General features: G+C 71.2%; 11 protein-coding genes and 1 tRNA gene. 11 read left to right on the top strand and 1 reads right to left on the bottom strand.

Annotated features, from left to right (window positions below):
* Positions 1–90: 90 nt before the first annotated feature.
* Both ACIOC1_RS06535 and ACIOC1_RS06530 read left to right on the top strand, forming a co-directional pair.
* Positions 91–567, top strand: a complete 477-nt coding sequence (locus tag ACIOC1_RS06535; protein WP_355344230.1) for a SigE family RNA polymerase sigma factor — start codon at positions 91–93, stop codon at positions 565–567.
* A complete protein-coding gene (locus ACIOC1_RS06530; protein ID WP_401852344.1) occupies positions 567–1343 on the top strand; it encodes a hypothetical protein in 777 nt (258 codons plus the stop codon). The genes ACIOC1_RS06535 and ACIOC1_RS06530 overlap by 1 nt, the downstream gene beginning before the upstream one ends.
* Positions 1344–1672: 329 nt before the next feature.
* On the opposite strand, the gene ACIOC1_RS06525 is transcribed toward ACIOC1_RS06530, so the two are convergent.
* Positions 1673–1744, bottom strand: a tRNA-Arg gene (locus ACIOC1_RS06525).
* Between the two features lie 189 nt (positions 1745–1933).
* Here ACIOC1_RS06525 and ACIOC1_RS06520 point away from each other — a divergent pair.
* The 9 genes from ACIOC1_RS06520 (at position 1934) to ACIOC1_RS06480 (ending at position 15180) form a co-directional block, all read left to right on the top strand.
* Positions 1934–2326, top strand: a complete 393-nt coding sequence (locus tag ACIOC1_RS06520; protein ID WP_391122650.1) for a response regulator — start codon at positions 1934–1936, stop codon at positions 2324–2326.
* 287 nt (positions 2327–2613) lie between these two features.
* Positions 2614–3600, top strand: a complete 987-nt coding sequence (nrtL, locus tag ACIOC1_RS06515; RefSeq protein ID WP_391161548.1) for an ArgS-related anticodon-binding protein NrtL — start codon at positions 2614–2616, stop codon at positions 3598–3600.
* Between the two features lie 100 nt (positions 3601–3700).
* Positions 3701–5092 (top strand): diaminopimelate decarboxylase, encoded by a 1392-nt coding sequence (gene lysA / locus ACIOC1_RS06510; protein WP_401723571.1) that lies wholly within the window; start codon positions 3701–3703, stop codon positions 5090–5092.
* Between the two features lie 335 nt (positions 5093–5427).
* Complete coding sequence (locus tag ACIOC1_RS06505) at positions 5428–6720, top strand: homoserine dehydrogenase (RefSeq protein WP_355344218.1); 1293 nt, start codon at positions 5428–5430, stop codon at positions 6718–6720.
* Between the two features lie 8 nt (positions 6721–6728).
* Positions 6729–7835, top strand: coding sequence for a threonine synthase (gene thrC, locus ACIOC1_RS06500; protein ID WP_401852341.1), 1107 nt, complete (start codon positions 6729–6731; stop codon positions 7833–7835).
* A 530-nt stretch (positions 7836–8365) separates the two neighbouring features.
* Complete coding sequence (thrB, locus tag ACIOC1_RS06495) at positions 8366–9289, top strand: homoserine kinase (RefSeq protein ID WP_355344212.1); 924 nt, start codon at positions 8366–8368, stop codon at positions 9287–9289.
* A gap of 341 nt (positions 9290–9630) precedes the next feature.
* Positions 9631–11697, top strand: coding sequence for a transcription termination factor Rho (gene rho / locus ACIOC1_RS06490; RefSeq protein ID WP_355344209.1), 2067 nt, complete (start codon positions 9631–9633; stop codon positions 11695–11697).
* Positions 11698–12007: 310 nt separating this feature from the next.
* On the top strand, positions 12008–13777 hold the full coding sequence (locus tag ACIOC1_RS06485) for a trypsin-like serine protease (RefSeq protein ID WP_401852338.1): 1770 nt from the start codon (positions 12008–12010) through the stop codon (positions 13775–13777).
* Positions 13778–14007: 230 nt separating this feature from the next.
* Entirely contained in the window at positions 14008–15180 is a 1173-nt protein-coding gene (locus ACIOC1_RS06480) for an LCP family protein (protein WP_391044579.1), read from the top strand.
* Positions 15181–15282: the final 102 nt, after the last annotated feature.

The raw sequence follows: 15282 nt of genomic DNA, 5'->3' as shown, positions 1-15282 counted from the left end.
AGAGAAAACAGCCGTAAGTCCGACGCACCGCAACTGCAACGCGGGGGCCATGACGTCTCGTCTACTTGATGTTCGACGAGGAGGAGCTGCGTGGAGTTCGAGGAGTTCGCCCGCACGGAATGGGCTGCGCTGCGGCGTACGGCGTTCTGGCTGTGCGGCGACTGGCACACCGCCGAGGATCTGGTGCAGGCAACGTTTATCAAGGTGTACGTCCGCTGGTGGACGCTACGCCGGGCCGCCCGAGCCAACGCTTTCGCACGTACAACACTGACCCGCACCTGGATCGACTGGCAACGCAAAGGATCAGCAGGGGAACTCCCCGCCGAAGACTTTGCCGACCAGCTCCTCGACGACACCGACATAGCACTGCGTCAGACGCTGCTGACCGCACTGCAATCACTGCCCGCGATACAGCGCGCCGTCGTGGTGCTGCGGTACTGGGAGGACATGCCGGTGGACGAGGTCGCACGAATCGTGAACCGCAAACCCGCCACCGTCCGATCGGACGCGACGCGAGGCCTGGCCGCGCTGCGGGAAACGCTGGGGGAGAAAGGAACCGTCAGGTGATGAACGAGAACGACGTGAAGAACGCGATGCGGCAGGCCCTGAACGCCGAGCCCGACGACGGACCGGACATGGAGGAGATCATCCGGGGAGGCAGGAAGCAGCGGCGCGCGATCGTACGACAGGTCGCGCTGGGCACCGCGGTCCTGGCCGTTGCGGGGCTCGGCGTGGGATACAGCCTGACGCACGCCCAAGCAGGCTCGAAGGATCAGAGCGTGACAACGGATCTGGCGGGTCAGGCCCGAACCCCCTCGCTCCCGCCCCACGACAACAGCCGCGCCAACCTCGACAAGGCACACGCCGATTTGCGCGCGGCGCTGGTCGGCCGCTTGCCGGCGGGAATGACACTCGAAGACGGCTCCGGGCCAAGTGACTTCAACTTGGTGCGCTCCGATGGAACGGTGACAGAACTGGGGACGCTGGTCGGGCTGCAGAACCTCGCAGGCGCGAAGAACCCGTGCACCGATTCCCAGATCAACAGCAACTGCCAGCCCGTCTCGCTGGCGGACGGCTCCCGGGGCTGGGCCTGGGAAGCGGCCGCTCAACAGGACGGGTACACCGTGACCGTGCGGATATACACCCAAGACGGTCAGGCATGGGGTCTGTCCAACGGCGCCACGGCGGTGAATCCCAAAACGCTGTCCCTGGAGAAGGGCCAGCCTCTTACCGCTGCCCAACTGATTTCCCTCGTCTCCGACCCCGAGGTGATGGCCGCCCTCAAGGAGGTCCCGACCGACCAGATCACCCCCACGCAGGCCGGACAGCCCTACCACCTGTAACAACTCAAGTCATGCGCAAACGCCCCAACGCCGCTTGCGTTTTCGAGGGCTCTCGCGGCATCGGGGCAGGTCATGGGCGGTTGCCCAACGAAGTGGCAGCCGGGCGCCCGGCCCGTCCGAGCGGCCCCGAGCGCCGGCCGTGCGCCCCGTCCACTTCGACGTGCAAGGCCGCTGACCAGCGCAAAGATGGGGGAGTGGCGGTTGGCACCGGCTCTGGGAGGCCCGAGCGGGCCCGAAAAGAGCAAAGGTCAGAAGACCGTGTGTCTTTTGGCAGGTACAAGAAAGGCTCTGACCGGCATTTCTGCTGGTCAGAGCCTTGTTTCCGGAAGTGCCCCCGGCAGGATTCGAACCTGCGCACACGGCTCCGGAGGCCGTTGCTCTATCCCCTGAGCTACGGGGGCGACGGGAAGAACATTAGCAGGTTGGGGGAGGTGGGCTGGACAGGGTTTGGGTGGGGGAGGGGAGGTGGGGGGTGCTGGGGGGAGGGGGGTTCACCCGTGGCGGGGAAGAAATGGGCAAAACGCGGACGCATCGAGAGGGGCACGCCTACTCTTCGAGGTGTGGCGGGTGCGTCCGGCCGGGTGCTTGTTGTGGATGACAACAAGGTGATCCGGCAACTGATCAGGGTCAACCTGGAGCTGGAGGGCTTCGAGGTCGTGACCGCGGCTGATGGTGCCGAGTGCCTGGAGATCGTGCACAGTGTGCGGCCGGATGTGGTGACGCTGGATGTGGTCATGCCGCGGCTGGACGGGGTACGGACGGCGGCGCGGCTGCGGGCGGACCCGGATCCGGAGACGCGGCGCGTGGGCATCGTCATGGTGAGCGCCGGGTCCCTGCCGGAGGGGACGGGCGGGGTGGACGCCTATGTCGCGAAGCCCTTCGAGCCCGCCGACCTCGTGGAGACCGTACGTGGGCTGGTCCGGCGCGGCCCCGTGCCGCCCGAGCCCCGCGGGCAGACGGCTTCCGCACCCGGTTCCGCGTAAGCCCGGCGCCTGGGCAGGGCCGGGGGACCGTACCCGAGCCCGTTCGGCAGGGGCCCGTTCCGTAGGGCGAGAGTGCCGCGCCCGCCCCGCCCCCGTAACGCCGCTGCGGGCGGTGGCGCCTGCCCCTGCGTAGAGCTAGCGCCGCACCCCGCACCGGCCCGTGCGGCCCCCGCCCCGCCCCCCCCGCGTCGAAAGACGCCCCCGCCCCCCCCGCAAAGCCGCGGGCCGCGCCCCCCTGGGAAAACCCGGTCGCCCCCGGGCCCACCCCCTCGCCTAGGCTTTGCCGCGTGACCCCCGCTGAGCTGTCCCGCACCGTGCTGAGTACGGTGCGCCGTGCCGTCGCGGCGGGGGAGCTGGGGGTGGAGGTGCCGGAGCGAGTCGTGGTGCAGCGACCGCCGCGGCCGGGATGCGGGGACTACGCGACGAACGTGGCGTTGCAGCTCGCGGGAGCCGCGGGGCGCCCGCCGCGACAGGTCGCGGAGATCCTCAGCAGGCGGCTCAGCGCCGAGCCCGGCATCGCGCTGGTCGAGATCGCGGGCCCCGGCTTCCTCAACATCACCCTCAACGCGTGGGCGTACGCGGACGTCGTCCGGCAGGTGCGCGCCCAGGGCCCGGAGTACGGGACCGGGGACGGCCTGGCCGGTGAGGCCGGCGGCGTGGCCGCGGACGAAGGGGCCGTACGGGCCCAGGCCGTCGCCGAGGCCGTGAACCGGCTGCTGCGCGCCGCGGGCGCCGCCCCAGGAGCCGCCGAGGAACGCGTGACGGCGGCCGAACCCCAGGACGACCCCGTCGCCCGCCTCGGCCCCGACGCCGCCCGCTGGTCGCTGCTCCGGCCGCCCGCCGAGGACCCGCCCCGTACGGACGACACGTTCCTCGCGCAGCGCGAGAGCAACCCGCTCTTCCGTATCCGCTACGCCCACGCCCGCACCCGCGCGCTGCTCCGCAACGCCCATGACCTGGGCGTGGAGATCGAGAGCACGGTGGACGACCCGTACCACCACCCCGCGGAGACCGAACTGCTCGGCCTGATCGCCGACTTCCCCCGCGTCATCGAGACCGCCGCACGGCGCCGCGCGCCCGACCGGCTCGCCCGCCATCTGGAACGGCTGTCCGACGCCTTCCTCCGCTTCCACGACGAGTGCCCCGCGCTGCCGAAGGGCGACGAGAAACCCTCGGCCGTCCACGCCGCCCGGATCCGGCTCGCCGACGCCACCGGCATCGTGCTCGCCAACGGCCTCCACCTCCTCGGCATCAGCGCTCCCGACCGCGTCTGACGGCCGGAAGCCCGGCGAACGACAGCGGGCCGACGACGAGGCCGGTCCACAACCCAGCACCCCATAAAACAACCCCCGATCTGCGAAGAAAGACGACACCGTGAGCCGTTCCGCACACCCCGCCGGGCCCCGCCACGCCGATGTGCTGCCCGAGGGCCACTACGCCGCCCCGCCGGCCGACCTCAACACCCTCGACACCCGCGTCTGGTCCCGCACCGTCACCCGTAACGCCGACGGCGCCGCCGAAGTCGGCGGCCTGGACGTGCGCGCGCTCGCCGAGGAATACGGCACGCCCGCGTACATCCTCGACGAGGCGGACTTCAGGGCCCGCTGCCGCGCGTGGCGGGCGGCCTTCGGGCACGACGCGGACGTCTTCTACGCGGGCAAGGCGTTCCTGTCCCGCGCGGTCGTGAAGTGGCTGCACGAGGAGGGGCTGAATCTGGACGTCTGCTCCGGTACGGAGCTGGCGGTGGCGCTGGAGGCGGGGATGCCCGCCGAGCGGATCGCGCTGCACGGCAACAACAAGTCCACCGCGGAGATCGAGCGCGCGGTGGAGACCGGCGTCGGCCGGATCGTGCTGGACTCGTTCCAGGAGATCGTCAGGGTCGCCGCGGAGGCGGACCGGCAGGGCAAGCGGCAGCGCGTGCAGATCCGGGTGACGGTCGGCGTCGAGGCGCACACCCACGAGTTCATCGCGACCGCGCACGAGGACCAGAAGTTCGGTCTCGCGCTGGCGGGCGGGCAGGCCGCGGAGGCGGTCCGCCGGGTGCTGAAGCTGGAGAGCCTCGAACTGGTCGGCATCCACAGCCACATCGGCTCGCAGATCTTCGACATGGCCGGCTTCGAGGTGGCCGCCCGCCGTGTCGTGTCGCTGCTGGCGGAGGTACGCGACGAGCACGGCGTCGAGCTGCCCGAGATCGACCTCGGCGGCGGCCTCGGCATCGCGTACACCACCGACGACGACCCGCGCGAGCCGCAGGAGATCGCCAAGGCGCTCGGCGAGATCGTCACCCGCGAGTGCGAGGCGGCCCGGCTCGCGGTGCCCCGGCTCTCGGTCGAGCCGGGCCGCGCGATCGTCGGACCGACCGCCTTCACGCTGTACGAGGTCGGCACGATCAAGCCGCTGGACGGCCTGCGCACGTACGTCAGCGTCGACGGCGGCATGTCGGACAACATCCGCACCGCGCTCTACGACGCCGAGTACAGCGTCTCGCTGGTGTCCCGTACGAGTGACGCCGAGCCGATGCTCAGCCGGGTCGTCGGCAAGCACTGCGAGAGCGGCGACATCGTCGTCAAGGACGCCTTCCTCCCCGCCGACCTCGCGCCCGGCGACCTGCTCGCCGTACCGGCCACCGGCGCGTACTGCCGGGCCATGGCCAGCAACTACAACCACGCGCTGCGGCCCCCGGTGGTCGCGGTCACCGACGGCCGGGCGCGGGTGATCGTCCGCCGCGAGACGGAGGACGACCTGCTGCGGCTGGACGTCGGCTGACCCCGAAGGTGCCGAAAAGGCCGCGGAAAAGCCGCCGAAGAGCCGCCGAAATGCCGCCAGACGCCGCCGGGACGCCGGCAGCGCGAAGCGCCCGCGATGGTGAAGAATTCACCGTCCCCGCAAGCACGTTGAGGCGATTCGGCAGTACGAGGGCCCGCTGACGCGTAATCTCACGGGCCGAACGCGCTCGGTGACGTGAAATATCGCCGGGTGAACGGCCGGTCTCACTCACCGGACAGGGCGTGGCATCTCCCGTCCGGTGAGTGAGACTGGTTCCCATCCAAGAGCTGTACGGACCCCGGGTCCGCACGGAGCTGTACGAGAGACGAGGTCGGATGATGCGTACGCGTCCGCTGAAGGTGGCGCTGCTGGGCTGTGGAGTGGTCGGCTCAGAGGTCACGCGCATCCTCACGACGCAGGGCGCCGACCTCGCCGCGCGGATCGGTGCCCCCATCGAACTGGCCGGGATCGCGGTACGCCGCCCCAACCGGGTCCGCGAGGGCGTCCCCGCCGAACTCCTCACCACGGACGCGACCGCCCTGGTCAAACGGGGCGACATCGACGTCGTCGTCGAGGTCATCGGCGGCATCGAGCCGGTCCGCACGCTGATCACCACCGCCTTCGAGCACGGCGCGTCCGTGGTCTCCGCGAACAAGGCGCTGCTCGCCGCCGACGGCGCGAAGCTGCACGCCAAGGCCGCCGAGCACGGTGTCGACCTGTACTACGAGGCCGCCGTCGCCGGGGCGATCCCGCTGATCAGGCCGCTGCGCGAGTCGCTCGCGGGCGACAAGGTCAACAGGGTGCTGGGCATCGTCAACGGCACGACGAACTTCATCCTCGACAAGATGGACTCCACCGGCGCCGGGTACAGCGAGGCGCTGGACGAGGCGACCGCGCTCGGATACGCCGAGGCCGACCCGACCGCCGACGTCGAGGGCTTCGACGCCGCCGCGAAGGCCGCGATCCTCGCCGGAATCGCCTTCCACACCCGCGTGACCATCGACGACGTGCACCGCGAGGGCCTCACCGAGGTCACCGCCGCCGACATCGCGTCCGCGCGGAAGATGGGCTGCACGGTGAAGATGCTCGCCATCTGCGAGCGCCGCCCCGACGGGCGCTCGGTGACCGCGCGCGTCCACCCCGCGATGATCCCGCTCAGCCACCCGCTGGCCTCGGTGCGCGAGGCGTACAACGCGGTCTTCGTCGAGGCGGAGGCGGCCGGGCGGCTGATGTTCTACGGTCCTGGTGCGGGCGGTGCACCCACCGCCTCCGCCGTCCTCGGCGACCTGGTGGCCGCCTGCCGCAACAAGCTGGCGGAGACCACCGGCGCCGGCGAGTCCGCGTACACGCAACTGCCGGTGAGCCCGATGGGCGATGTGGTCACCCGCTACCACATCAGCCTCGACGTGGCGGACAAACCGGGCGTCCTGGCTCAGGTCGCGACGGTCTTCGCCGAGCACGACGTGTCCATCGACACGGTGCGGCAGCAGGGTAAGGACGGCGAGGCCTCCCTCGTCGTCGTCACTCACCGCGCGCTCGACTCCGCCCTCTCGGCGACGGTCGCCAGCCTGCGGAAACTCGACACCGTACGCGGCGTCGCCAGCATCATGCGCGTGGAAGGGGAGTAGGGCCCGCTATGAACAGCACCATGAACAACGGAACCGTCGACCGGCCCCGAATGTCGGGCACCCACCAGTGGCGCGGCATCATCGAGGAGTACCGGGACCGGCTGCCGGTCGCCCCGGGCGCCCCGGTGGTCACGCTGCTGGAGGGTGGCACCCCGCTGGTCCCCGCCCAGCTCCTGTCCGAGCTGACCGGCTGTGACGTCTTCCTGAAGGTCGAGGGCGCCAACCCCACCGGCTCCTTCAAGGACCGGGGCATGACCATGGCCATCTCCAAGGCCAAGGAAGAGGGCGCGCAGGCCGTCATCTGCGCCTCGACCGGCAACACCTCGGCGTCGGCCGCCGCCTACGCGGTGCGCGCGGGCATGGTCTGCGCGGTGCTGGTGCCGCAGGGCAAGATCGCGCTCGGCAAGATGGGCCAGGCGCTGGTGCACGGCAGCCGCATCCTCCAGGTCGACGGCAACTTCGACGACTGCCTCGACCTGGCGCGCGGGCTGAGCGAGAAGTACCCGGTGGCGCTGGTCAATTCGGTCAACCCGGCCCGTATCGAGGGGCAGAAGACCGCCGCCTTCGAGATCGTCGACGCGCTCGGTGTCGCCCCCGACATCCACCTCCTCCCGGTCGGCAACGCGGGCAACATCACCGCGTACTGGAAGGGGTACAGCGAATACGCGGCGGACGGTGTGTCCGCCTCGCGGCCGCGGATGTGGGGCTTCCAGGCGCACGGCGCCGCGCCGATCGTCAACGGCGCGCCGGTACGTCAGCCGCAGACGATCGCCACCGCGATCCGGATCGGCAACCCCGCGTCCTGGCAGCAGGCCGAGCAGGCCCGCGACGAGTCCGGCGGCCTCATCGAGGCCGTGACCGACCGTCAGATCCTGTCCGCCTACCGACTGCTGGCCGCGAAGGAGGGCGTCTTCGTCGAGCCCGCCTCCGCCGCCTCGGTCGCCGGGCTGCTCAAGGCCCGCGAAGAGGGCAAGGTGGATCCCGGTCAGCGGATCGTCTGCACGGTCACCGGGAACGGGCTCAAGGACCCCGGGTGGGCCGTGGAGGGTGCTCCGCAGCCGGTGATCGTGCCGGTCGATGCCGATGCTGCTGCGCAGCGGCTCGGGCTGATCTGAGCCGGGCCGTCTCCGGGCGGTGAGCCGATCTTTTCCGGGGCGCCGGTGCGCGGTGTCGCGCTGACGCAGGGCCAGGTTTTCAGGGGCGCTGGGGGTACCTCCCGGCCGAAGGCTGGGGGAGGAACTGCGCGCTCAGCCACCGACGGTGGCGCGGCCTAACAACCGGCCCCAGCGGGGCAGTTGCGGCTGTTTCCGGGCTGACAGCCCGGTGGGGGCTTGTCGCGCAGTTCCCCGCGCCCCGGAAAAGATCGGCTCGCCGTCCTCGGCGGTGCGGCGGCTCTGAAAAGATCGGCTCGCCGTCATGGGGAAGCGTGCCGCAGGCACGGGGCGCACAGGGGAGGGGCGACACGCATCACGCGCTCTTCGTGCGCCCTATGTCGCAGGAGAACCTTCCTTCGATAGGCTTACCTCAGCGGCACCGCAGTGTGCCCGACTCCGGCAGTTGCCAATGGGCAGTGCCTCCCCCGCCCCGCCGCCCGGCGATGACGCCGCGCCCGCAGGGCGAACCGCACGAGGAGATTCGTCGAACGATGGCCGGTCCCGCGTTCCGCGCCGCCGCAGTACGAGTGCGCGTCCCCGCGACCAGCGCCAATCTGGGCCCCGGTTTCGACGCCTTCGGCCTGGCGCTCGGCCTGTACGACGACGTCGTGGTCCGCGTCGCCGACTCCGGCCTGCACGTGGACATCGCGGGCGAGGGCGCCGACACCCTGGCCAGGGACGAGAAGCACCTGGTCGTACGGTCGTTGCGGACCGCCTTCGACCTGCTGGGCGGTCAGCCGCGCGGCCTCGAGGTGGTGTGCGCCAACCGCATTCCGCACGGCCGCGGCCTGGGTTCGTCCTCCGCCGCCATCTGCGCGGGCATCATCGCCGCCCGCGCGGTGACGATAGGCGGCCCCGCCGTACTCGACGACATCGCGCTGCTGGAGCTGGCCACCGAGATCGAGGGCCACCCCGACAACGTCGCCGCCTGCCTGATGGGCGGCTTCACCCTGGCGTGGACCGAGGGCGGCGCGGCCCGCGCGATCCGGCTGGACCCGGCGCGCTCGCTGGTCCCCGTGGTGTTCGTGCCCGCCACCCCCCTGCTCACCGAGACCGCCCGCGGGCTGCTGCCGCGTACCGTCCCGCATGTGGACGCCGCGGCCAACGCGGGCCGGGCCGCGCTGCTGGTGGAGGCGCTCACCCGGCGCCCCGAGCTGCTGCTGCCCGCCACCGAGGACCGCCTGCACCAGGACTACCGCGGGCCCGCCATGCCCGAGAGCCTGGCGCTGGTGAACCGGCTGCGCGCCGACGGCGTACCGGCCGTGATCTCCGGTGCGGGACCCACGGTGCTGGCGCTCACCGAGGAGGGCGCCGCCGACAAGGTCACCCGGCTCGCCGGCGAGGGCTGGGCGGCCAACCGTCTGGCGCTCGACACGGCCGGAGCCAGTGTCCTGCCGCTCGCAGGGGGGCAGTGACACGATTGCCGGTCGTAGAGAGGGGGAATGTTTGTTGGATCCGGTAGTGTTAACCTCAAGCCTGCATTCGACGCCCAATGGGCGCGATGCACTGTGTCCCTTCCGTGGGACCGCTTATCTTCCGGGAGCCTCCCACACCGCATAGGCAGCAGTCCTGCGCAGTGTCGAGCACGCTCCGGAGTCGGCACCAGAACCCTTGTCGTGCCGAGCCCCGAATGTATTTCTGCCGCCGTCAGGCGGACCACCGCCCCGGCTCTGAGCAGCGGAAACGCCCAGATCCGGACAGCACGACCGGTCGCCGAGCCAGACAGGCCGACGTCCGCTCCAGGGAAGGACCCTTCGTGAGCGACACCACCGATCTGATGGGCGTGCGCGCAGAGAACTCTGTCGCCGCGTCCGATGCCGACGCGCCTGCTACCGGTGCTGCCACGGCCAGTGCCTCACGGCGACGCCGGTCCGGGACCGGTCTTGACGGCATGGTCCTGGCCGAGTTGCAGCAGCTCGCCTCCGGTCTCGGGATCAAGGGCACCGCGCGGATGCGCAAGAGCCAGTTGATCGAGACCATCAAGGAGAAGCAGGCGGGCGGCGGCGCCGCGACGGCCCAGGCCGCCGCGCCCGCGGCAGAGGCCCCCGCGGCCGAGAAGCCCAAGCGCCGCGCGACGTCGCGGGCCCGGCTGGCCGAGGCGCCCGCCGAGGCGGACGGTGCGGCCAAGGCCGCCCCCGCCAAGGCCGCCGCCACCGCGCCCGCGGAGCCCCAGCAGATCGAGATTCCCGGCCAGCCCGCCGGTGAGCAGGCCAAGTCGGCCGCGAAGGCCGAGCGCGCCGCCGAGGCCGCCGCCGACACCGCGGAGGGCAAGACCGACAGCCGTACCGAGGCCAAGGACGCCAAGGGCGACGGCAAGCAGCAGCAGAACGGCGGCGGCGCCGCCGGGTCCGGTGACGAGCGCCAGGACCGGCAGCGCGGCCAGCGCGGCGACCGCCGTGAGCGGCAGCGCGACCGCCGCGGGCGCGGCGAGGACGGCGCCGAGGGCGGCAACCGCGACGGCGGCAACCGGCAGAACCGCGACCGCGGCGACCGGGGCAACCAGCAGCAGGGCGGCGGCCAGGGCGGCCAGAACCAGCAGCAGGGCGGCCAGGGCGGCGGCGGCAACGCGCAGGACGACGACGAGTTCGGCGACGGTCGCGGCCGTCGGCGCGGGCGCTACCGCGACCGCCGCGGGCGGGGCAACCGCCGTGACGAGTTCGGCGGCGGCGAGGTCCAGGTCTCCGACGACGACGTGCTGATCCCCGTCGCGGGCATCCTGGACATCCTCGACAACTACGCCTTCATCCGGACCTCCGGCTACCTGCCGGGTCCCAATGACGTGTACGTCTCGCTCGCCCAGGTCCGCAAGAACGGCCTGCGCAAGGGCGACCACGTCACCGGCGCCGTACGGCAGCCCAAGGACGGCGAGCGCCGCGAGAAGTTCAACGCGCTGGTCCGGCTGGACTCCGCGAACGGGATGGGCGCCGACTCCGGCCGCGGCCGTCCGGAGTTCAACAAGCTCACTCCGCTGTACCCGCAGGACCGGCTCCGTCTGGAGACCGACCCGGGCGTGCTGACCACCCGGATCATCGACCTCGTGTCGCCGATCGGCAAGGGCCAGCGCGGTCTGATCGTGGCCCCGCCGAAGACCGGCAAGACCATGATCATGCAGGCCATCGCCAACGCGATCACCACGAACAACCCCGAGTGCCACCTGATGGTCGTCCTGGTCGACGAGCGTCCCGAAGAGGTCACCGACATGCAGCGGTCGGTGAAGGGCGAGGTCATCTCCTCGACCTTCGACCGCCCCGCCGAGGACCACACCACGGTCGCCGAGCTGGCCATCGAGCGGGCCAAGCGGCTCGTGGAGCTGGGCCACGACGTGGTCGTGCTGCTCGACTCCATCACCCGTCTGGGCCGCGCGTACAACCTGGCGGCGCCCGCTTCCGGCCGCATCCTGTCCGGTGGTGTCGACTCGACCGCGCTCTACCCGCCGAAGCGGTTCTTCGGCGCGGCGCGCAACATCGAGGACGGCGGCTCGCTGACCATCCTGGCCACCGCGCTGGTCGAGACCGGCTCGCGGATGGACGAGGTGATCTTCGAGGAGTTCAAGGGCACCGGCAACATGGAGCTCAAGCTCGACCGCAAGCTCGCGGACAAGCGGATCTTCCCCGCGGTGGACGTCGACCCGTCCGGTACCCGTAAGGAAGAGATCCTGCTGGACCGGGACGAGTTGGCGATCGTCTGGAAGCTCCGCCGCGTTCTGCACGCTCTCGACTCCCAGCAGGCGATCGAGCTGCTGCTGGACAAGATGAAGCAGACGAAGTCCAACGCGGAGTTCCTGATGCAGATCGCGAAGACGACGCCGGGCAACAACGACTGACCTTCCGGTCAGGACAGACGAGAAACAGCTCGGCCCGCCGGTTTCCCGGCGGGCCGAGCTGTTTCTTTGCTCAAACATGTGTTCCCGGCTACCGGTGAGGGTGGTCCGGGCCAAGCTGGCAGTCATATGATCTGCCAGTCGCAGGTGGGGGGAACCATCTTCGGACGTCCGACCCGGCCGCAGGGCTGTGCTTCAGCCTGCCCGCGCCCCTTTTCGCCGACGTCCGGTCAGCTACTCGCTCCTGTGCACATCTCCCGTGCGGCCACCGCCCGTTGGCGGCCGTCGCGCATTTCTACGACAGGAGTTCTGAGTGTTCTCTGCCCATGAGGGCCGGGGGCGCTGGCGGCGCAGCCGTACAGCGGTCCTCGCAGCCACGGTCGCCGCGGGCGCCGTGAGTCTGTTCCTGGCGACGCCGGCCCAGGCCGGCGACCCGCAGCCGCCCGTTCTCCACCCGGCCGGGCACCCCAGTGCGCCGTCCCAGGCGGAACTGCGCGCCCGCGTCGCGGGCGCGGTGGCGGCGGACGACGGCCCGTCCCGCACCAAGCTCTCCGCCGGCCCGCACACGGTCGACCCGAAGATCATCGGCGGCACCACCACGACGATCTCCAGCGCGCCGTGGATGGTCCAGCTCTGGTACTTCGACGACAAGGGCACCGACTCGACGAAGGACGACGACAGCTTCTTCTGCGGCGGCACCGTGGTGTCCCCGTCGAAGATCCTGACCGCCGCCCACTGCGTCGCGGGCCTCAACTGGAATCTGCACGGTGTCGTCATCGGCGGCACCGACCAGCTCCCCACCGACAGCGCCGACGGCACCACCACGGATCTGCACGGCGGTACCGCCACCGGCGTGTGGCGGCAGTGGAGCAACCCGACGTACGACAACCCCGAGTACGACAACGACGTGGCCGTACTGACGCTCGACGTCCCCACGACGGCCAAGCCGCTGCCGATCACCACGGCGACCGACAGCGCCTCGTACGTCACCGGCACCCAGGGAACCGTCTACGGCTGGGGGCGCACCAGCTCCGGCAGCCCGGACCCCTCGCAGACGCTGCGGAAGGCGACCCTGCCGGTCGCCGCGAACACCGCGTGCACAACGGTGTACGGGTCGAGATTCGTCGCGGGCCACATGGTCTGCGCGGGAGCGCCCGCTTCCGGCGCGGACGCCGGGACCACCGCGAGCTGCAACGGTGACTCGGGCGGTCCGCTCGTGGTCGCCGGGAAGCTGGTCGGCGTCGTCTCGTGGGGCACCAAGGACTGTGTCGCGCAGGGCACGTACAGCGTCTTCAGCCGGGTCAGCGCCTACGTCGGCGCCGTCAACCCCCGGATCGACGACGCGAATCTCAGCCTGGACGACAAGGCCGACCTGGTCGCCGTGACACCGGCCGGATCGGCGTACGAGTACGTGTCGACCGGCGGCGCCTTCGCCCCGAAGGCGTCGATGGGCGACTTCAGCGGACTGAACCTGGTCCGTCAGAGCGACCTGGACCGGAACGACTACCAGGACCTGGTCGTCCGCACCACGGACGGCCGGCTGTTCTGGCTGGACGGATACAGCGGTAACAATGTGCTGATCGGTCCGGGCTGGAACGTCATGAAGTCGATCATCACGCCGGGTGACGTCAACGGCGACGGTCTGCCGGACGTGGTCGCCACCGACACCAGCGGGAACTCGTGGCTCTACCCCGGCAACGGCAAGGGCGCCCTCGGCGCCCGCGCCAAGATCGGCGGCGGCTGGGACATCTTCAACGGCCAGATCTACGGCAAGGGCGATCTGACCGGCGACGGCCGTCCCGACATCATCGCGCGGGACAGCGCGGGCGCCCTGTGGCTCTACAAGGGCACGGGCCTCGCGTCCGGGCCCTGGGCGGCCCGTACGAAGATCGGGACCGGCTGGAACGCGTACAACGCCTTCGCGGCCGTCGGTGACATCACCGGCGACGGCAAGGCCGACCTGATCGCCCGGGACGCCTCGGGCACGCTGTGGCTGTACAAGGGCACGGGCTCCGCGTCCGGCCCCTACGCGGCCAAGGTCAAGATCGGGACCGGCTGGAATGCGTACAACCTGTTCGGCTGAGTTTCACGCAGGGTGATCAAAAGAGCGCCCGCGTACCCCCTGACCTGGGGGTACGCGGGCGCTCGCACGTCTTCTCCCGGTCTCCCCGGATGCCGGGAAGGGGAACCTCGGCGGAGGATGGAGCGTCTGACACTTCGGGACGAATGCCCGCGAAGCCCACGGAGACCGTGACGCCGGCGAAGCCCACGAAGACCGTGCACGCCCACGACGCCCAGGAAACGGAGGGAGCCATGTCCGAGGACCAGCTGCCGACCGGGGCCACTGCCGTCAGCGACGGCAAGGGCAGCAGGCGGCACCAGCGCACCCGGCGCCGCCGGGTGCTGCGCGTGGTCGCCTGGGGCACCGCGGGCCTGGTGCTGCTCGGCGGCGCGGGCGCGGGCTATCTCTACTTCCGGCTCAACGGCAACATCAAGAGCGTCGACATCGACTCCGCGCTCGGCACCGACCGCCCCGCGGCCCTGGGCAACGGCGCGATGGACATCCTCGTGCTCGGCTCGGACTCCCGGTCCGGCGCCAACAGCGAGTACGGCCACGCGGGCGGCGGCGCCCGCTCGGACACCGCGATGATCGTGCACCTGAACAAGGGCCACAAGGCCGCCAGCGTGGTCAGCATCCCGCGCGACACCCTCGTCCCCCGGCCCGTGTGCGCCAAGCCCGGCGGGGGCACCGCACCGGCCGTGCGGAGCGTCATGTTCAACAGCGCCTACGAGGTCGGCGGCCCGGCCTGCGCGGTCAAGACCGTCGAGGCCATGACGGGCCTGCGGATGGACCACTACATCGAGGTGGACTTCACCGGCTTCAAGAACCTCATCAACGCGCTGGGCGGCGTCCCGCTCACCACCACCCAGGCCATACACGACACCAAGAGCCACCTGGACCTGGCCGCGGGCACCCACACCCTCAACGGCGAGCAGGCGCTCGGCCTGGTCCGCACCCGGCACGGCGTGGCCGACGGCAGCGACCTGGGCCGGATCCAGCTCCAGCAGGCGTTCATGAAGGCGCTGATGAACCGGGTGAGCGGGCTCGGCCTGCTGACCAGCCCCACCAAGCTGATCGACGTCGCCGACACCGCCACCAGCGCCATCACCACCGACTCCGACCTCGCCTCGGTCGGCTCCCTGATGGGCTTCGCGGAGAGCGTGCGCGGCCTGGACTCGACGAATGTCCACATGGTGACACTGCCGGTCCAGTACGCGGTCAGCGATCCCAACCGGGTGGAGCCGATGCCCGCGCAGGCCGCGATGGTGTGGGCCGCGCTGCGGGCCGACCGGCCGATCCCGGCCGCCGCCACCAAGGGCTCGGCCGCCGACGAGGTCAACGCCAAGAAGGTGGTCGGGGCCGGCGCCACCGCGGACCCGGGCACCTCGCCGAGCCCGGGCCTCAGCCCGAGCACCACGCCCTGACCTGGCCGGACCCGCCCCGGACCCGCTCCGGGGCCCGCGCCCCGCACCCGCTCCGACCTGCGCTTTCGGGCCGGGAATTATCCGGGCCCACCCCTCGTTTTG

This window comes from Streptomyces sp. NPDC088197 (assembly GCF_044741185.1).
Taxonomy (GTDB): Bacteria; Actinomycetota; Actinomycetes; order Streptomycetales; family Streptomycetaceae; genus Actinacidiphila.
The sequence above is the reverse complement of the archived record's forward strand: the minus strand, read 5'-3'. Positions and strand labels throughout refer to the sequence as shown.

Bases quoted from the DNA above. Each gene is read 5' to 3' on its own strand.
- ACIOC1_RS06530 (WP_401852344.1), top strand. From the start codon at position 567: ATGAACGAGAACGACGTGAAGAACGCGATGCGGCAGGCCCTGAACGCC.
- ACIOC1_RS06505 (WP_355344218.1), top strand. From the start codon at position 5,428: ATGATGCGTACGCGTCCGCTGAAGGTGGCGCTGCTGGGCTGTGGAGTG.
- thrC (WP_401852341.1), top strand. From the start codon at position 6,729: ATGAACAGCACCATGAACAACGGAACCGTCGACCGGCCCCGAATGTCG.
- thrB (WP_355344212.1), top strand. From the start codon at position 8,366: ATGGCCGGTCCCGCGTTCCGCGCCGCCGCAGTACGAGTGCGCGTCCCC.
- ACIOC1_RS06480 (WP_391044579.1), top strand. From the start codon at position 14,008: ATGTCCGAGGACCAGCTGCCGACCGGGGCCACTGCCGTCAGCGACGGC.